Genomic DNA, 18,383 nt, shown 5'->3' on the forward strand with positions numbered 1-18,383 from the left:
ACTTGCCGGCCTAAATGGCTAAGCCTTCCTGCGAAGTTCGGGAGGCAACGCGGTGGAGATGACAGAGCCGACGGCGGTCGCGCTTGACAACGCGACGGTGGCGTTTCGGTTGGCGGGTGGACGGGTCTATACCGCGGTCGAGAAGGCAAATCTTGCAGTGGCGCATGGCGAGTTCGTCGCCATCGTCGGCCCGACGGGGTGCGGGAAATCGACGCTGCTGAATGTCGCCGCCGGCCTGTTGAGGCCCGCGTCGGGCGCGGCCCGGATCTTCGACAAGCAGCTTACCGGCCTGAACCGCGACGCCGGTTACCTGTTCCAGGCCGATGCATTGTTCCCGTGGAAGACCGCGATCGACAATGTCGCGATCGGGCTCGAGATCAGGGGTACGCCGCGTGCCGAGGCGCTGGAGCGCGCGCAGAAATGGCTGGCGTCGGTCGGCCTCGGCGCCTTCGCCAACCGTTATCCGCACATGCTGTCCGGCGGCCAGCGCAAGCGCGTCGGGCTCGCCCAGGTGCTGATCCGCGATCCGAAGATCCTGCTGATGGACGAGCCGTTCGGTCCGCTCGACGCGCAGACCCGGCAGATCATGGGCAACCTGCTGCTGGAACTGTGGACCGCCGATCGCAAGGCGGTGCTGTTCGTCACCCACGACCTCGAGGAGGCGATCGCGCTCGCCGACCGCGTCGTGATCATGTCGGCGGGTCCTTCCGCCCGCATCATCGGCGACTGGCGCATCGCACTGCCGCGGCCGCGCGACATTTCCGAGATCCGCATGGAGAAGGACTTTCACGCCCTGCACCGGGAGATCTGGAGCGTGCTGAAGGACGAGGTGATGAAGGGCTACGTGCAGTCCTCGCAGGCGGGAGCGGCCTGATGTCGCGCGTGACGCTGTTGGCGCTGCAGCTTCTGGTCGCCGTCGTCGCGCTGGCGCTGTGGCAGCTGTTCGCGACCGTGCCGGTGTTCGGCAAGATCCTGCTGCCACCGTTCTTCTTCTCCAACCCGGTCGACGTGTTCAGCCAGATCGTCAAATGGTTCTCGACCGGCGTGATCTGGAAGCATCTGGCGATCACCCTGTGGGAATCGATCCTCGCCTTCGTGATCGGCTCGGCCGGCGGCATCCTGGTCGGCTTCTGGTTCGCGCGGCAGCCACGCGTCGCCGCGGTGTTCGATCCCTATGTGAAGATGGCCAACGCGCTGCCCCGCGTGGTGCTGGCGCCGATCTTCGCGCTGTGGTTCGGGCTCGGCGTCTGGTCCAAGGTCGCGCTCGGCGTGACGCTGGTGTTCTTCATCGTGTTCTTCAACGTGTATCAGGGCGTCAAGGAGGTCTCGGCCACCGTGCTCGACAACGCCCGCATGCTCGGCATGAACGAGCGGCAGTTGATGCGGCACGTCTATTGGCCCTCGGCGCTGTCCTGGATGTTCTCCTCCCTGCACACCTCCGTCGGCTTCGCGGTGGTCGGTGCCGTCGTCGGCGAATATCTCGGTGCCGCGGCCGGCCTCGGCTATCTGATCCAGCAGGCCGAAGGCGTGTTCGACGTCGCCGGCGTGTTCGCCGGCATGTTCGTGCTGTCGGCGTTCGTCATCCTGATCGACATGGGCGTGACCGTCGTGGAGAAGCGGCTGCTGGTCTGGCGGCCGACTGTCGGGGGCGGCAGGCAGTAGGTCGATCGTCATTACGGAGGAGCGATGCGATCCGCCATCCGCCAATGCCGGATCACGCCCGTTCGGCTGTCGGTGCCGCGTCAATCAGCGCTCGGATCTTGTCCGCGACCTCCGGCTCGGTCGGGTTGTAGACCACCATGCTGAGATCGGGCCGGCCGTCGACCGCGAATGCTGAATATTCGAACGTGATCGGGCCGAGGATCGGGTGCCGGAGATGCTTGACGCCCTCGCCATGGGTGCGGACGTCATTGTCGCGCCACATCGCCGCGAACTCCGGGCTCAGCCGGCAGAGCTCGTCGACGAAAGGCTGCACTGCTGCCGCAGCGCCGGCACGCGCCGCATCCCCCCTGAACGCGCCGACCACGAAGCGGGCCACGCTCTCCCAGTCGCGCTGCGCGGCGCGGACGCGCGGATCGAGGAAGATGAAGCGCAGGATGTTGCGCTGGCTCGGCGGCATCGCTCCATAGTCGGTCAGCATCACCGTCGCGGCCCTGTTCCAGGCGACGACATCCCATGTCGCGGTGCGGATGACAGAGGGACTCGGCGATAGTGCGTCGAGCACGCGCTGCAGCCGCGGCGTGACGCCTTCGCTTCTTTGGTAACACACCTCGGGCGTGCGGCCGAGGCCGAGCAAAAAGAGATGCTCGCGCTCGACATCGGTCAGCATCAACGCCCGCGCGATGCGATCCAGCACGTCGGCTGACGGCGCGCCGCCGCGGCCTTGTTCGAGCCAGGTGTACCAGGTCGGGCTGATATTGGCGCGCTGCGCCACTTCCTCGCGGCGCAGGCCGGGCGTGCGCCGCCGGCCTGCGGGAAGGCCGAAGGCGGCCGGATCGAGCTTGCTGCGCCGGTCCTTCAGATAGCTCCCGAGCAGGTTGTCGTGCACGGCCGAAACGCTCATCCTGTTAGCTATTATACCATGATAACGCCACTACTTTACCAGGATAACCCGAGCGACGAGATTTGTCTCCAGCGAAACCTGGAGATTTGCTTATGCGCATATTCGTCACTGGAGCCACCGGCTGGGTCGGCTCGGCCGTCACCAAGGATCTGATCGCCGCCGGCCATCAGGTGCTCGGCATGACCCGCTCGGACAAGGGGGCGGGAGACCTGACCGCTGCCGGCGCCGAGCCGCATTACGGGACGCTCGAGGATCTGGATAGCCTGAGGCGCGGCGCCGCGCAGTCCGATGCTGTGATCCACTGCGCCTTCAACCACGACTTCTCGAAATTCGCCAAGAACTGCGAGGATGACCGGCGCGCGATCGAGACGCTCGGCGCCGTGTTCGAAGGCTCGAAGCGCCCGCTGATCACCACATCGGGCGTCGCGCGCGTGGCGCAGGGCCGCGTCGCGACCGAAGAGGATGCGCCGATCCCGGTCTCCGACGCTTATCCGCGCGCATCGGAAGCGACGACGATGGCCGTGGCGTCACGCGGCGTGCGTGCGGGCGTCGTGCGGCTGCCGCCCTCGGTGCACGGCCATGGCGACCACGGCTTCGTGCCGCGCCTCGTCGCCTTTGCGCGCGAGAGGGGCGTCTCCGCCTATATCGGCGAAGGGCTCAACCGCTGGCCCGGCGTGCACCGTCTCGACGCGGCGCGCGTGTACCGGTTGGCGCTCGAGCGTGGCGTCGAAGGCGGGTCCTTCCACGCCGTGGCGGACGAGGGCGTGCCGTTCAAGGACATCGCCGCGGTGATCGCGCGCCGCCTCGACATCCCCTTGGTCGCGAAGTCGCCGGAGGAGGCCGCTGAGCATTTCGGCTGGTTCGGCAGGTTCGTCGCCTTCGACGTCCCCACCTCGAGCGCGCGCACCAGGTCGCGGCTCGCCTGGCAGCCGGAGCAGCCGGGATTGCTCGCCGATATCGACCATCCGGCGTATTTCGCGCAGTAAGGCAGTAAGGTGGGTTAGCGAAGCGTAACCCACCGATCCCCGCGCAACGATCAGAGGTAGGTTACGCCTTCGGCTAACCCACCCTATGCAGCTACGCATTCGGCTCAGAGCGGGAAGCACCGCATATAGGCCGTAAACAGCTTCTCGTCGCTATAGCTCACCAGCTTTGAGTCAATCGCTTCGGCAAGTTCAAGGTCGCGGTTTTGGACGCGCAGCCATGCCTGGGAGTCGGCGGTGATGTTCAGGGCCGCATCACCGAGATGACGTCCCGGCACCACCTGGAGGTCCTTTCCCTTGATCACGACCGTTGCATCAAGCGCGCTTGCCCCGGTGAAGCTGAGATGAGTCACGAGATCCAGACCTCGCGCCCTGCCGCGCTGCAGAAAAGGTCCGATCACATCCTCGCCGGCTGGACAGGCTGAGATGCAGTATGCAGCCTTGTAACCCGGCTTGAACGAGAGGGATTGCCAGACATTCAACGTTTCCGTACGGGGAACGCGAGCGCGATAATCCCTTGCGTCTTTCGAATCTGCGACCTTCTCGACCCACTGTGAGAAGTTGCCGAGAAAATCGTGATAGTTGTGGGTGTGGCAAGACAAGAAATCAAAGCTTCCGTCCGGCTTGATCGCTCCGACCGGGCAGGCTGCGACGCACAGTTTGCATTCCAGGCAAGGATTGTAGTCGATCGGGTGGTCGTGCGCGTCCACCTCGCATCCAAGCAGGATCGTGCCGAGCAGGACGAAGCTTCCGAATTTCGGGTGGATGATGCTGCGATGGATTCCCATGCGCCCGAGCCCCGCTTCCACTGCGATCGGCTTGTGCTGGACCATCATGATCCTGGGCAAGTCCATCTCCATCGGGAAGGCGGCGACCGCATTGCATGACGGAATGCCGTGTTCCCCAAGCGCGCGAACGATCGCGCGCGCGGTCTCGTTCACGTGATCGTAAGTGCCGTGGAACTCCTCGTTGGCTACCGATCGCGCGGGAGAACGCACCGGCTCGCGGTTCATGCTGCAAGCGACCGCGAGCAGGGAGCGTGTGCGGCCAAAAACCTTTCGAATGTAGTCCCGCTGCGGCGCGATGGCCGCCCGTTCGATCTCGATGATGCCTGCATCATCGGCCCCGCACTTTCGCGCGATATCTTTGATGAGCTCCGAAGAAACCGGGACGTTGGGGACATCTTGGCTGCGGCGTGCGCGCACAGCCCTGACCGTGGGGTGATCGTCCAAGCTCATGGGCTCAGCTCTCGCAAGATGATGATTATCATATTATGAGGCGGGCCGGACGTGAGGCAAGTAATTGTATGTCAATCATAATATAATGAGGTCTCGCAATGACCTGGAGAGAGTGGTCGTTAATCCAGCAGTTTCGTATCGTCCTGCGCCCGCGGCGGCGTCTTGATCGCGATCGCCTTGATCGGGCGACCGTTGGGCTTGGTGCCGCCATGCGGCGTGCCCTTCGGGATCACGACGAGATCGCACGGTTTCACCGTGATCTCCTTGCTATGCCGCCGTCGCAGCCGTGACCAGCTATCGGAAAGTTGCCTTCTCAAGCCTGCCGCACTGCTTTATCTTGCTGCCAAATTTCGAGTGGAGGACGTCATGAGGACGATGTTTGGCAAGGTCGCGGGCGCGTTGCTGGCGCTCGTGATGAGCACAGGCCTGGCCGCAGCGCAAAGCAAGATCACCATCGCGGTCGGCGGCGGCGCCTGCCTGTGCTATCTGCCGACGGTGCTGGCCAAGCAGCTCGGCGAGTATGAGAAGGCGGGGCTTTCGGTCGAGCTGGTCGATCTGAAGGGCGGCTCGGATGCGCTCAAAGCGGTGCTCGGCGGCAGCGCCGACGTCGTCTCCGGCTATTTCGACCATTGCGTCAACCTCGCGACCAAGAAGCAGGAGCTGCAGGCCTTCGTGGTCTATGACCGCTATCCCGGCCTCGTGCTGGTGGTCTCGCCGAAGCATACCGGCGAGATCAACTCGATCAAGGATCTCGCCGGCAAGAAGGTGGGCGTCAGCGCGCCGGGCTCCTCGACCGATTTCTTCCTGAAGTACATGCTGAAGAAGAACGGCCTCGACCCGATGAGCACGTCGGTGATCGGCGTCGGCCTCGGCGCCACCGCGGTGGCGGCGATGGAGCAGGGCCAGATCGACGCCGCCGTGATGCTCGATCCCTCGGTTACCGTGCTGCAGGGCAGCCATCCCGACCTGAAGATCCTGAGCGACACCCGCACCCAGCGCGACACGCTCGCGGTGTTCGGCGGCGAATATCCGGGCGGCGCGCTCTATTCGACCGCGGCCTGGGTGAACGGGCACGAGAAGGAGGCGCAGGCGCTGACCAACGCCATCATGGCGACGCTGTCCTGGATCCATTCGCATTCGGCCGAGGAGATCATGGCGAAAATGCCTGACGAGATCGTCGGCAAGAACAAGGACCTCTATCTCGCCGCGCTGAAGAATACGATCCCGATGTATTCGGAGAGCGGCAAGATGGACCCGAAGGGCGCAGAGGCCGTGCTTGCGGTGTTCAGCACCGGCTCGCCGGAGGTGGCGAAGGCCGGCGTCGACGTGACCAAGACCTACACCAACAAATTTGTCGAGCAGGTCAAGAAAACGACAGGAATGAACGCGAAGTAAGGAGCATGATCGGGATCCGGAGAGCTGCTGTCACACAAAGCGTGTAGCGGTTTTCCGGTGAGACCATGCTGCCAAGGGAATCAAGGTGCGATGAACGACATGCAGTCTCCGGTCATTCATCGCGTCACCGCGCTTGATCTGACGTTGCGGAATCGGCCCTGGCCGTTTGCCGACGAACGGCGCGCCGAGATCGACGCGCATTTCACCGCCCAGCAGCGTGCGAAGCCGAGCCTGTGGAACGGCCGCGTGCTGCTCGGCCGCGATCCCGTGTTTGCCGGCGGGCGCCTGAGCGCCAATTATTTCGAGACCGATTTTGCCAGCTTCCTCGCCTGGCGCGACTGGGGCTTTCCCGACCGGGAGATCTTCAACGGCTTCGGCATGGGCGCGCTGCTCGCGAGCGACGGCGCCTTCGTGCTCGGCGAGATGGGCCAGCACACCTCCAATCCCGGGCGGATCTATTTTCCGTCCGGCACGCCCGACCTCGATGACATCAGGGGCGAGACGGTCGATATCGCCGGCAGCGTGATGCGGGAGCTCGAGGAGGAGACCGGTCTCTCCGTCGCAGACTGCCGCGCGGACGCGGACTGGTACTGCGTCTACACCGGGCCTGCGCTTGCGATGATCCGTATCCTGCGCGCCGACATGCCGGGCGAGGCCCTGCGTGCGCGGCTGGAGGCCAATCTGGCGCGGCAGGACGATCCGGAGCTCGCCGCGATCCATCTGGTGCGCAGCCGTGACGATTTCAGCACCGCGATGCCGCGCTTCGTGACCGCGTTCATCGAAGCGCAGCTTCCGGTCTAGTGCCGCGCGCCTGCAACCAAGTGCTGAAGGAACTGCGCCGTACGACGCGGCCATGGCGCTTGACATCATCGGCTGGTCCCCCTGTGATAGGCGGCACCAAGAAACAAAGAAGCAGTGCACAATCTCCGGGGAGGGATTCATGCGGGTCACCAAGGCGCCACGCAGGCTGACGGCGTTGTGCGCCGGTGCCGCGACGCGGATGCGGCGCGCGACCGTGCTGCGGCCGGCCGGCATGACCTCTAGCCAGACATAGACCGCGTTTCGAAAGGGGCCGCCGTGCTCGCCGTCGAAGGTCTCGTCAAGCGGTTTGGCGGTTTCCGCGCCGTCAACAACGTGTCGTTCCGCGTCGAGCAGGGCGAGATCCTTGGCCTGATCGGTCCGAACGGCTCGGGCAAGAGCACGATCTTCAACATGCTGTCAGGCACGCTGCCGCCGACCGCGGGCTCCATCCTGTTCGACGGCCGCGAGATCGCAGGGCTTCCCCCGCACCGGATCATCAATCGCGGCGTCGGCCGCACCTTCCAGATCCCGCGGCCGTTTCACCGGCTCAGCATTTTCGAGAACGTGACACTCGCCGGCTTCTACGGCCAGGGCCGCTATAGCCGCGCCAAAGCGGAGGAGGCGGCCGAGCGCGCGCTCGCGATGGTCGGCTTGCCGGCCGACCGTCACGCCAGCGTCGAGGGCCTTGGCGCCGCGGGGTTGAAGAAGCTCGAGCTCGCCAAGGCGCTCGCCACCGGGCCGAAGCTGCTGCTCGCCGACGAAAGCCTCGGCGGCCTCGACGAGGCGGAGATGGACCAGGCCGCCGACATGCTGCGCCGGATCCGCGACGAGCTCGGCATCACCATCATCTGGGTCGAGCACATCATGGGTGTCTTGATGCGCGTCGTCGATCGCGTGATGGTGCTCGATCACGGCGAGAAGATCGCGGAAGGCCTGCCGGCCGATGTCGCTGGGAACGCCAGGGTGATCGAGGTCTATCTCGGCACCGATGCCGATGCGAGCCTAGCGGCGGCCGCTGCCGCGCAGGCGCGCCGCCGGATCGAGGCGTGACCGGCATGCTCGAGCTCAGATCGATCGATGCGGGCTATGGCAGCTTCCAGGCGCTGTTCGACGTCAGCCTCGACGTCAAGGCGGGCGAGGCCGTCGGGGTGATCGGCCCGAACGGCGCCGGCAAGACGACGCTGATGCGCGTGATCTCCGGCCTGATCCGCCCGGCCAGGGGCACCATCGCAATGCAGGGCACCGACGTCGTGGCGACGCCTCCGCATCGCATCGTCAGCCTCGGCATTGCCCATGTGCCGGAGAACCGGCGGCTGTTTCCGCGGCTCACCGTCGCCGACAATCTGAAGATGGGCGCCTATATGCCCGGCGCGCGGGCCCATTACGCCGAGCGGCTCGACTTCGTGTTCGAGCTGTTCCCGCGCATGAAGGAGCGTCGCCACCAGATGGCCGGCACCATGTCGGGCGGCGAGCAGCAGATGTGCGCGATCGGCCGCGCGCTGATGTCGAACCCAAAGCTGCTGCTGCTCGACGAGCCCTCCGCGGGGCTCGCGCCGGTCGTGGTGCAGCAGGTGTTCGAGCTGGTGAAGCGGATCCGCGCCAGCGGGCTCACGGTGCTGATCGTCGAGCAGAACGTGCAGCAGGTGCTGCGCGTGGTCGACCGCGCCTACCTGCTCGAGGCCGGCACCATCCGCGCCGCCGGCACGTCGGCGGACCTTGCCGCGAGCGACACCATCAAGCAGGCGTATCTGGGGGTGTGAGGATGACACTGTCCACTCGATCAGTGTTCTCCCTCTCCCGCTTGCGGGGGAAGGGCGGGGTGGGGGTATCTCCGCGAATCGCATTGAGGAGAGAGCCCCCACCCGGCGCGCTCGCGCGCGCCGACCTCCCCCGCAAGCGGGAGAGGTAAGGAGAGGAAACACCATGCAATCCTTCCTCGACATCTTCGACATCTACTTTCTCGAGGCCGTCATCAACGGCATCCTGCTCGGCGGCGTGCTGGCGCTGCTCGCGCTCGGCCTGAACCTGATCTTCGGCGTGATCGACGTGACCTGGATCTGCTACGCCGAGCTGGTGATGATCGGCATGTATGGGATGTACTACCTGGTGCAGTATTTCGGCCTGTCATACTGGGCCGCGGCGCCACTGGTCATCATGCTGGTCGCGCTGCTCGGCGCGGCGCTGCATTTCTTCGTCATCGCGCCGTTGCTGACCGCGCCGCCGATCAACCAGCTATTGGCGACCGGCGGCGTGCTGTTCGTCCTGCAGAGCTTTGCCACCGTCGCCTTCGGCATCGATTTCAAGAATCTCGGTATCCGCCTGCCGGTGCTGTCGCTCGGCGATATGAATTTCAGCTACGCGCGGCTCCTCTCGTTTGCCGCGGCGCTGCTCGGCATGGTCGGCGTCTACCTGTTCCTGACCCGCACCTTCACCGGCACCGCGATCCGCGCCATCGCGCAGGACCGCCAGATCATGCCGCTGATGGGCGTCGACGCGAAACGCATCTACCTGGTCACCTCGGCGATCGGCGGCGGGCTGGCCGGCCTCGCGGCCTGCCTGCTCGTGCTGCAATACGACGTGCATCCCTTCGTCGGCCTGTCGTTCGGGCCGATCACCTTCCTGATCTGCGTGCTCGGAGGGCTCGGCAATTTCATCGGCGGCTTCATCGCCTCGTTCCTGTTCGCCGAGATCATCTCGCTCGGCGGCCTGTTCTCCGATCTCGAATGGGGCTATGTGCTGGCCTTCGCCTTCTTCATCGTGATGATGTTCATCCGGCCCGCGGGCCTGCTCGCGAGGCGCTCGTGAACAAGCGGGTCGCAGGGTGGATCGTCGCGCTTGCCGTGCTGGTGGCAGTACCCTTCGTGCACAGCGATCCCTACCACCTGCACCTCCTGGTGCTGATCCTGATCTGGTCGTTCGCCTACACGTCGTGGTCGATCATGGGCCGCTTCGGCCTGGTGTCGCTCGGCCACGGTGGCTTCATGGGAACAGGCGCCTATGTCACCGCGCTGCTCTGGAATGACTTCGGGCTGTCGCCGTGGATCGGCATTCCGCTCAGCATGCTGGCGGCGGGCGCGCTCGCGCTTGTTGTCGCCTATCCCTGCTTCCGCTTCCGCATCACCGGCCACTACTTCGTGCTGGTGACACTGGCGCTGGCCGGCATCGTGCTGCAGGTCATCACCGCGACCCGCGACTATACCGGCGGCTCGCTCGGCTTCACGCCACGGCGCGCCGGCGGCAGCAGCATTGCGGCGCTGCAGTTCGACGACAAGACGACCTGGTATCTGATCGCACTCGCGGTGTGGCTGGCCGGCATTGTGATCTGGCACTGGATCGACCGCAGCATGAGCCGCCATGCCATGGAGGCGATCTCGGAGGACGAGGACGCGGCCGCCGCGGCCGGCGTCAACGTCACGGCCGAGAAGCTCAAGATCACGCTGATCAGCGCGCTGATGACCGCGCTCTCGGGCGCGCTGTATTGCCAGTACCAGATGTTTATCTCGCCTGACACGGTCAGCGGCATCGCCGTCTCGCTGCAGATGGTGTTCGCGGTGATCGTCGGCGGCGTCTATGTCGCGCTCGGGCCGACCGTCGGCGCCATCATCACCATCCTGCTCGCGGAGGTGCTGCGCGTCAGCTTCGGGACCGAGGCGGTCGGCTGGGACAATCTCGTCTACGGCGTGCTGCTGGTGCTCTTCATCATCTTCCTGCCCAAGGGCATTCTTGGTAGCGTCATCGACTGGATCAAATCGCCACGCAAGCCGCCGAGAGATCATGAGCAGGCAGCCGTCCCCATCGCTCGCCGATGAACTGAAACCCTTCGTCGCGCCGTTCCGGTTCGACGGCACGGGCCAATTCCATTTGAAATCGTATCCGACCGCCGAGAAGGGCGGCATCGACAAGGACGCGGGCGGCAAGATCATCGAAGCCAACCGCAAGCGACTCAGCGACTTCCAGGAGAGGCTCTACGCGCAGGACCGCTGGTCGCTGCTCCTGATCTTCCAGGGCATGGACGCCGCCGGCAAGGATAGCGCGATCAAGAGCGTGTTCGAGGGCGTCAATCCGCAGGGCTGCGAGGTGTCGTCCTTCAAGCAGCCCTCGACCAAGGAGCTCGATCACGACTTCATGTGGCGCGCGATGATCGCGCTGCCGGAGCGCGGCCGCATCGGTATCTTCAACCGCTCCTACTACGAGGAATGCCTCGTGGTGCGCGTGCATCCCGAGGTGCTGCAGAAGCAGAAGCTGCCGAAGCGGCTGGTGACCAGGCATATCTGGCGCGAGCGCTTCGAGGATATCTCGGCGATCGAGCGCTATCTGTCGCGCAACGGCACCGTGATCCTGAAGTTCTTCCTGCACGTCTCCAAGGAGGAGCAGCGCCAGCGCTTCCTCGCCCGGCTGGAGGAGCCGGCCAAGAACTGGAAGTTCTCGATGGCCGACATCTCCGAGCGCGCGCTGTGGGCGAGATACCAGGCGGCCTACCAGGACATGATCCACCACACCGCGACCAGGGACGCGCCGTGGCACGTCGTGCCCGCCGACCACAAATGGTTCGCCCGCGTCGTGATCGGCTCGACCATCGTCGCCGCGCTCGACCGGCTCAATCTGAAATTCCCTGAGGTCGACAAGGCGGACCTGGGCGAGTTCAAGCGCATCCGCGAGGCGCTCGAGGCGGAGGGCAAGGGCGGAGCGGCGAAGGCGGTTGCGAAGAAGTAGAGGCGACACTGTCGCTGCATCGTGCTCGCAGTCGCTCCGTGAGGTGAGCACAGTAGTCAGGCTCCCTCCCCCCTTGCGGGGGAGGGTGGGGAGAGGGGTGAGCTCCGGGCGAGATTATCGTCGCAAGCGAGGCTATCGCAATCTCGATCGCGCGTCGTTGTCGACATCGAGAGAGCACGCCGTGTGGCCACCCCTCTCCCTGGTCCACCCCCGCCGGGGGAGGGGACCTTACCGCATGTTGCTTACCGCCATGCCATACCGCACATTAGGTCAGCTACCCTGACCATCTTTCCCCATTGCGGCCGCTTGCCATAATCGTCTAGAACCACGCCCACGGCGCTGCCCGGCAACCGACTGTCAACGGTTTTGACCGAGGATCTGGCGCTCCTAAGGGTCTGGCAATGCTGATTCGCGGCCAAATTGATGGGATTTCGGGGGAGGTGGCCTTGGCCGCCCGCACCGCCGCGATCCCGGCTGCGCTGCCCACCCTGCTTATTGGCGGCCTCCTTCTTACCTGCCCCTGAGGGCCGGCTGGGCGTTTGCGCCTGGGCACTCAGGGGTTTGTACGAGATCACCGGACCCTGATATCGCCCCAGCAACATGACGGGCGCACAAGCTCAAAGGAATTTCTGACATGGCCACCGTGAACAAGTCCGAGAAGGACCGCGTCATCATTTTTGACACCACCTTGCGCGACGGCGAGCAGTGCCCCGGCGCCACCATGACCTTCGAGGAAAAGCTCGAGGTCGCCGAGTTGCTGGACGACATGGGCGTCGACGTTATCGAAGCCGGTTTCCCGATCACCTCGGAAGGCGACTTCCAGGCGGTTAGCGAGATCGCTCGCCGCTCCAAGAATGCTGTCATCGCCGGCCTGTCGCGCGCGCATCCGGCCGACATCGACCGCTGCGCCGAAGCCGTGAAGTTCGCCAAGCGCGGCCGCGTCCACACCGTGATAGCGACCTCGCCGCTGCACATGCGGGTCAAGCTGAACAAGACCCCGGAGCAGGTGATCGAGACCTCGGTTGCCATGGTCGCGCGCGCCCGCAACCAGATCGACGACGTCGAGTGGTCGGCGGAAGACGGCACCCGTAGCGAGATGGATTTCCTCTGCCGCATCGTGGAAGCCGTGATCAAGGCCGGCGCCACCACGGTGAACATCCCCGATACCGTCGGCTATACGGTGCCGGAAGAGTACACCCACTTCATGAAGACGCTGATCGAGCGCGTGCCGAACTCGGACAGGGCGGTGTTCTCGGTTCACTGCCATAACGATCTCGGCATGGCGGTCGCGAACTCGCTGGCCGGTATCGTCGGCGGCGCGCGCCAGGTCGAGTGCACCATCAACGGTATCGGCGAGCGCGCCGGCAACGCCGCGCTGGAAGAGATCGTGATGGCGATCAATGTGCGGAACGACAAGTTTCCATACTGGAACAAGATCGACACCACGCAGCTCACCCGCGCATCCAAGCTGGTGTCGGCCGCGACCTCGTTCCCCGTCCAGTACAACAAGGCGATCGTCGGCCGGAACGCCTTTGCCCATGAGAGCGGCATCCATCAGGATGGCGTGCTGAAGGACGCCTCGACCTACGAGATCATGCGGCCCGAGATGGTCGGCCTGAAGCAGTCGTCGCTGGTGCTCGGCAAGCATTCCGGCCGCCATGCCTTCGTGCACAAGCTGGAGGAGATGGGCTACAAGCTCGGTCCCAACCAGCTGGAGGATGCCTTTACGCGGATGAAGGCCCTGGCCGACCGCAAGAAGGACATCTACGACGAGGACATCGAGGCGCTGCTGGACGAGGAGATCGCGGCCGCGCACGACCGCATCAAGCTGACCTCGCTGACCGTGATCGCCGGCACCCATGGCCCGCAGCGCGCGACCATGAAGCTCGACGTCGACGGCCAGACCAGGATCGAGGAGGCCGAGGGCAACGGCCCGGTCGACGCCGTCTTCAACTGCATCAAGCGCCTGGTGCCGCACGACGCCAAGCTCGAACTTTACCAGGTGCACGCGGTGACCGAAGGCACCGACGCGCAGGCCGAAGTCTCGGTGCGGCTGGCGCATGAGGGCCGCTCGATGACCGCGCGCGCCGCCGATCCGGACACGCTGGTTGCCTCGGCCAAAGCCTATCTCGGTGCGCTGAACAAGATCGTGATGAAGCGCCAGCGCGACGTTCCGGCGGCGGCCGCGAGCTGACGTCCAGAGAAATGACCGAAGAATAAGAAACGCGGCGTCATCGGCGCCGCGTTTTTGCTTTCTGGCGCGCGCTTCGCCGCCTCCTCCAGCCGCTACAGCTTGTAGCCGATGTTTCGCAGCAGGTCTTTCCGCCAAGCAATGTCGGCGTCGGTCTCGATGTCCAGCGGCGAGGCGCCATCCACCACACCGAGCACGCCGCGCCCCAGCTCGGTTTGCGCGACAATCACCTGTGTCGGGTTGGCCGTCGCGCAATAGATCCGGCAGACCTCCGGCACGGCGCGCACCGCAGCCAGCACGTTGACGGGAAAAAACCCTTCACCAAGGAAGATCAAGAAAGTGTGGCCGGCGCCGATGGCCAATGCGTTGTCGCGTGCCAGGGCGAGTGAGGCTTCGTCGTTGCCGGACCAGCGCACCAATCGCTTGCCGGAGGCTTCGCAGAAGGCCACCCCGAAGCGGATGCGCGGAACCGCGCCCACCAGCGCCTCGTGAAGATCCTCCACGGTCTTGATGAAATGCGACTGGCCGAAGATGAAGTTGACGTCATCCGGCTTGACGATGGGCACCACGGTGAGTTCCATCGCTTCGCTCCTTCAGGATGAGCTAGATGCCATCCATGCTAGGCCGCCTGAAGATGATTGCAAGCGCCGGCCAGGGTCGGAGGCCGACATCACCTTGGACCGACGCTTTCGAAAACGCGGCGTCGTGGACGCCGCGTTTTCTTTCGATCATCTCACGAAGCTATCACCTTCGCGGCGTCGCGGGCCACCACGTCAGGCGGCCGGTCTGATGTTCTGGTTGACCCGGAACAGATTGGCAGAGTCATATTTGCGCTTCACCTCGATCAGTCGCGCATAATTGGATCCGTAGGTCGCCTTGAGGCGGGCGTCACCCTCATCGTCCATCATGAAGTTCGGGTAGGCGCCGCCTAGGTCGAATGGGTGAACCGCCTCCCAATAGGCCTTGGTCCATCGGGTGATCGGCCCTGCCTTTTGCGGATTCGGGTCGATGCCGGCGATCACCATTGACCAGGTCGCATCACGGCAATTCCAGGCGGTCTCGCCGATGCCGACACGGTGGACGGCGCCGTCGATCGGGTAGAGATGCATGAGCGACAATTCGCTCGGGGTTTTTGCAGCCTGTTCGAGATGGATGTCGATCGCGGCGTCCGGCAGCGTCTTGACGAAGTCGCCGCGCCAGTACCACTGCATGCCCTTGGGGTAGAGCCCGTCGAACATGCTCTGCACCGCGGGATACGGCATCGTTCCCATCCAGTTGAGCCATGGCTCCGGCAATGCGTCGAGCAACGGCGCCAGGGCCGTCTTGGCCGCATCCTCGGGACCATCGTAGCAGCACATCAGGAGGCAGATGTGCTTTCCCCAGAGCTCCTCGGGGAACGGCGGGCTGGACAGAACCGTCTTGAGTCCGAGGAAAATGCCGAGTTCCTCCGGCGCCGCCGGGAGGAAGTCGCGATAGCGCTGCATGATGGTGCGTGCGTGCTTCTGGTCCCAGGCGACCGGCCCGGCAAACACCGTGGAGACGGTGTGGAGCTGGAACACAAAGGAGGTGACGACGCCGAAATTGCCGCCGCCGCCACGCAGCCCCCAGAACAGGTCGGGGTTTTCGTTCTTGCTGGCGACCACGACGCTGCCGTCGGCCAGCACGACGTCGGCCTCGATCAGGTTGTCGATGGTGAGTCCGTATTTGCGGGTGAGATAGCCGTGGCCGCCGCTCAAGGTCAGGCCGGCGATTCCGGTGGTCGAGATGATGCCGGCGGGCACGGCGAGGCCGAACGCGTGGGTGGCATGATCGACGTCGCCCTGAGTGCATCCCGCGCCGACCCGCGCGGTGCGGGCGATTGCGTCGACGCGTACGCCCTTCATGGTCGAGAGGTCGATGACCAATCCGTCATCGACACTGGCGAGACCGGGTCCATTATGGCCACCGCCGCGGATCGCGATCCGCAGGTCATTGTCGCGGCCGAACTTCACCGCCGCGATGACGTCGGCAACATCGGCGCACCGCGCAATGAGCAATGGCCGCTTGTCGATCATGCCGTTATAGAGCGCGCGAGCCTCGTCATAATCGGCCTCGCCAGGCTCGATCACCGTGCCACGCAGGCTCTCGCGCAATTTGGTCTTGGCTTCGTCACGCATGATGCTCTCCTGATCTCACGGGTCAGTCGGGCTGTCCGATTACGGCCTCCTGCGTCCTTCCATGGGGAGCTTGGTCTGCCACCTGCTGGCGTTCTGCCGGTTCGCCCGACGGCGATAACTTGGCACGCCGGCGCAGTGGCCGCGTCACCCGATCGATGGAGATGCTGGCTGCCGGCTCCCCGGGCGTGCTACGGTGGGATGGGCCCGGCGGGCTGGAGCCACCGACATGCGTGAAGCGGACGAGCTTTCGCGGGTCATAGGCGACATCTACGATGCCTCGCTCGATCCGGCACTGTGGCCGAGCGCGATCGAAAGCATCTGCAGTTATATCGGCGCGGCCTCCGCCAGCCTGCATTCGCAGGACGCGGTCAGCAGGGCCACCGACGCGCTGTTCTGGTGGGGCCGCGAGCCCAATGCGCCGCACTATTTCCAGCTCTATCTGGACAGCTACGGCAAGATCAATCCGATCTTTCCAGGCGTCGTCTTTTTCGACGTGGAGCAATCGGTCGCCGTCCCCGACGTGATTTCCTGCGAGGAGTTCGTTCGGACGCGCTTCTTTCGCGAATGGCTCGCGCCGCAAAGCCTGATGGACGGCCTGTTTTCGAACCTGGAGAAGGGGGCGACGAGCTGCGCGCTGTTCACCGCCATGCGTCACGCCGGCCAGGGCCAGGTCGACGGCCGCATGCGCCAGCGGTTCGAACTGATCACGCCACACGTCCGGCGCGCCATGCTGATAGGCAAAGTGATCGATCTGCATCGCGTCGAGGCGGCGGTGTTGGCGGACAGTCTCGACGAGCTCGCCTCGGGCATGTTCATTGTCGACCAGACCGGCCGTATCATCCATGCCAACGCCAGCGCGCATCGCCTGGTGGCCGAGGCCAATGTGCTGCGCGCCACCAAAGGTCGGATCGCGGCGCTTGATCCCGAGGGCAACCGGCATCTGCTCGAGATATTCGCGGCGGCCCAGGCCGGCGATTCGGCCGTCGGAAAGAAAGGGATCGCCATGCCGCTGACCGCGCGAACCGGCGAGCGCTACGTTGCCCACGTGCTGCCCTTGACCTCAGGCGCGCGCCGAAAGGCCGGCATTTCATATTCGGCGGCCGCCGCGGTGTTCGTCCGCAAGGCCGGGCTGGACTTACCGTCGCTGCCAGAGGCTGTCGCCGACGAGTTCAAGCTGACGCCGGCGGAGGTCCGGGTCATGTTTGCGATCGTCGAGATCGGCGGCGTCCCCGAGGTCGCCCCGGTGCTCGGCATTTCTGAGCAAACAGTCAAGACCCACCTGCATCGCATCTATGAAAAGACCTCCACGAAACGACAGGCCGATCTCGTGAAGCTGGTTGCTGGCTACCCGGGAGCCCTCTGACCGGCGTCCTGCATCTTCGTTGCGGGAAAACGCGGCGCCTCGGCGCCGCGCTTTTGCTTTGAGCTGACCGGGGGGCGAATTTGCGCGCGCGACCGGCGGCTCTTTGGCGCCGGCGTGCTCGGTCTGCTGCAGCAAAATGCGCCATCTGGTCTGCGTGTGCCTTCAGGAAGCACGGGCGCGCCGTAGCACGCGCGACATAGTCACGACAGGCGGGATATGCCTTGAGCCCGTCGAAACGATCGACCAGGCGCAGCACGTCCGCCATAAGGATGTCGGCGACGGAGAAGGACTGCGCCAGCCATTCGCGTCCTGCCAAAACCGGCTCCATGTGCTGCAGCCGGGCGTTGAGGAACGCGTCCAGACGCTTCCATGCCGGCGTATCGCCGGTCTCACCGGAGAACGCCAATATCGACCAGGGCAGGCTCGCCATCTCGACCGAATTGAGCGCTGCGAACACCCATTCCATGGTCGCACTGCGTCCGCGCGGATCGGCGGGCATCAGCGCTTCGCTGCGCCCGCCGAGATGAAGCAGGATCGCGCCGCTCTCGAATATCGAGATGTCTCCATCGGTGAGCCACGGCACCTGGCCGAAGGGCTGGTGCGCGAAATCCTCGGCATTCCGATCACGAAACGGCACGCCCTTGACCCGGTAGGGCAAGGCGGCCTCTTCCAGTGCCCAACGCACACGTAGGTCACGCACATAACCCCGCGGCATCTCGGGAACCCAATCGAAGGTGTACAGGATGAGGTTGGCCATTCGCTGTCTCCATTCGCTGCTTCATAGCCAAGGACGCGCGAACAGCTCGCGCCCCCACATCACGGGCGTTTTTTTCATCACCACGGAACGAGGGCTGAGTAACCTACGCCGGTTGTTTTGCGACGTCGGTTGACGTGGCCTGAGCGATGAAGTGGCTTGGGCGATCAATCGATCAGCCGGCCGACCGTTCCACGGCAGCTGCTGCAACCTCAAGCGCCGGCAT

General features: G+C 64.8%; 17 protein-coding genes and 1 pseudogene. 12 read left to right on the forward strand and 6 right to left on the reverse strand.

Annotated elements, in window-relative coordinates; all coding sequences use genetic code 11:
* Positions 1–58: 58 nt before the first annotated feature.
* Together MTX19_RS10575 and MTX19_RS10580 are read left to right on the forward strand one after the other, a co-directional pair.
* Positions 59–874 carry an ABC transporter ATP-binding protein gene (locus MTX19_RS10575; RefSeq protein WP_280983543.1) on the forward strand — a complete coding sequence of 272 codons (816 nt, stop codon included), beginning with the start codon at positions 59–61 and terminating at the stop codon, positions 872–874.
* Positions 874–1,662, forward strand: a complete 789-nt coding sequence (locus MTX19_RS10580) for an ABC transporter permease (protein WP_280983544.1) — start codon at positions 874–876, stop codon at positions 1,660–1,662. The genes MTX19_RS10575 and MTX19_RS10580 overlap by 1 nt, the downstream gene beginning before the upstream one ends.
* 52 nt (positions 1,663–1,714) lie before the next feature.
* Here MTX19_RS10580 and MTX19_RS10585 read toward each other — a convergent pair whose 3' ends face one another.
* Positions 1,715–2,563: a helix-turn-helix transcriptional regulator gene (locus tag MTX19_RS10585; RefSeq protein ID WP_280983545.1), complete on the reverse strand. Its 849-nt coding sequence runs from the start codon at positions 2,561–2,563 to the stop codon at positions 1,715–1,717.
* 92 nt (positions 2,564–2,655) lie between these two features.
* Between MTX19_RS10585 and MTX19_RS10590 the strand changes: the two genes are divergently transcribed.
* Complete coding sequence (locus MTX19_RS10590) at positions 2,656–3,549, forward strand: SDR family oxidoreductase (RefSeq protein ID WP_280983546.1); 894 nt, start codon at positions 2,656–2,658, stop codon at positions 3,547–3,549.
* A gap of 104 nt (positions 3,550–3,653) precedes the next feature.
* Here the strand turns inward: MTX19_RS10590 and MTX19_RS10595 are convergent, their stop codons facing one another.
* Together MTX19_RS10595 and MTX19_RS10600 are read right to left on the reverse strand one after the other, a co-directional pair.
* Positions 3,654–4,784, reverse strand: coding sequence for a 4Fe-4S binding protein (locus MTX19_RS10595; protein WP_280983547.1), 1,131 nt, complete (start codon positions 4,782–4,784; stop codon positions 3,654–3,656).
* Positions 4,785–4,903: 119 nt separating this feature from the next.
* Positions 4,904–5,038, reverse strand: coding sequence for a hypothetical protein (locus MTX19_RS10600; RefSeq protein WP_280983548.1), 135 nt, complete (start codon positions 5,036–5,038; stop codon positions 4,904–4,906).
* 112 nt (positions 5,039–5,150) lie between these two features.
* Here MTX19_RS10600 and MTX19_RS10605 point away from each other — a divergent pair, with 112 nt between their 5' ends.
* From MTX19_RS10605 to MTX19_RS10640, 8 genes are all read left to right on the forward strand, one after another.
* Positions 5,151–6,179: an ABC transporter substrate-binding protein gene (locus MTX19_RS10605; RefSeq protein ID WP_280983549.1), complete on the forward strand. Its 1,029-nt coding sequence runs from the start codon at positions 5,151–5,153 to the stop codon at positions 6,177–6,179.
* A gap of 99 nt (positions 6,180–6,278) precedes the next feature.
* A complete protein-coding gene (locus MTX19_RS10610) occupies positions 6,279–6,980 on the forward strand; it encodes an NUDIX hydrolase (RefSeq protein ID WP_280984759.1) in 702 nt (233 codons plus the stop codon).
* Positions 6,981–7,256: 276 nt separating this feature from the next.
* Entirely contained in the window at positions 7,257–8,030 is a 774-nt protein-coding gene (locus MTX19_RS10615) for an ABC transporter ATP-binding protein (RefSeq protein WP_280976402.1), read from the forward strand.
* 5 nt (positions 8,031–8,035) lie between these two features.
* A complete protein-coding gene (locus tag MTX19_RS10620; RefSeq protein ID WP_280983550.1) occupies positions 8,036–8,740 on the forward strand; it encodes an ABC transporter ATP-binding protein in 705 nt (234 codons plus the stop codon).
* A gap of 163 nt (positions 8,741–8,903) precedes the next feature.
* Positions 8,904–9,785 (forward strand): branched-chain amino acid ABC transporter permease, encoded by an 882-nt coding sequence (locus MTX19_RS10625; protein WP_280976404.1) that lies wholly within the window; start codon positions 8,904–8,906, stop codon positions 9,783–9,785.
* On the forward strand, positions 9,782–10,789 hold the full coding sequence (locus MTX19_RS10630; protein WP_280983551.1) for a branched-chain amino acid ABC transporter permease: 1,008 nt from the start codon (positions 9,782–9,784) through the stop codon (positions 10,787–10,789). The genes MTX19_RS10625 and MTX19_RS10630 overlap by 4 nt, the downstream gene beginning before the upstream one ends.
* Positions 10,755–11,693, forward strand: coding sequence for a polyphosphate kinase 2 family protein (locus MTX19_RS10635; RefSeq protein ID WP_280983552.1), 939 nt, complete (start codon positions 10,755–10,757; stop codon positions 11,691–11,693). Before MTX19_RS10630 ends, MTX19_RS10635 begins: the two co-directional genes overlap by 35 nt.
* Positions 11,694–12,327: 634 nt before the next feature.
* On the forward strand, positions 12,328–13,887 hold the full coding sequence (locus tag MTX19_RS10640) for a 2-isopropylmalate synthase (protein ID WP_280983553.1): 1,560 nt from the start codon (positions 12,328–12,330) through the stop codon (positions 13,885–13,887).
* A 92-nt stretch (positions 13,888–13,979) separates the two neighbouring features.
* On the opposite strand, the gene MTX19_RS10645 is transcribed toward MTX19_RS10640, so the two are convergent.
* Complete coding sequence (locus MTX19_RS10645; protein WP_280976408.1) at positions 13,980–14,465, reverse strand: adenosine-specific kinase; 486 nt, start codon at positions 14,463–14,465, stop codon at positions 13,980–13,982.
* 192 nt (positions 14,466–14,657) lie between these two features.
* Positions 14,658–16,040, reverse strand: a complete 1,383-nt coding sequence (locus tag MTX19_RS10650; protein WP_280983554.1) for an FAD-binding oxidoreductase — start codon at positions 16,038–16,040, stop codon at positions 14,658–14,660.
* Between the two features lie 226 nt (positions 16,041–16,266).
* Here MTX19_RS10650 and MTX19_RS10655 point away from each other — a divergent pair, with 226 nt between their 5' ends.
* Positions 16,267–17,403, forward strand: coding sequence for a LuxR C-terminal-related transcriptional regulator (locus tag MTX19_RS10655; RefSeq protein WP_280983555.1), 1,137 nt, complete (start codon positions 16,267–16,269; stop codon positions 17,401–17,403).
* Positions 17,404–17,524: 121 nt separating this feature from the next.
* On the opposite strand, the pseudogene MTX19_RS10660 reads toward MTX19_RS10655, so the two are convergent.
* Positions 17,525–18,160, reverse strand: a pseudogene (locus tag MTX19_RS10660) (glutathione S-transferase family protein); the annotation flags it as partial.
* Between the last annotated feature and the right edge of the window lie 223 nt (positions 18,161–18,383).

Source organism: Bradyrhizobium sp. ISRA464 (assembly GCF_029910095.1).
Classification (GTDB): Bacteria; Pseudomonadota; Alphaproteobacteria; order Rhizobiales; family Xanthobacteraceae; genus Bradyrhizobium.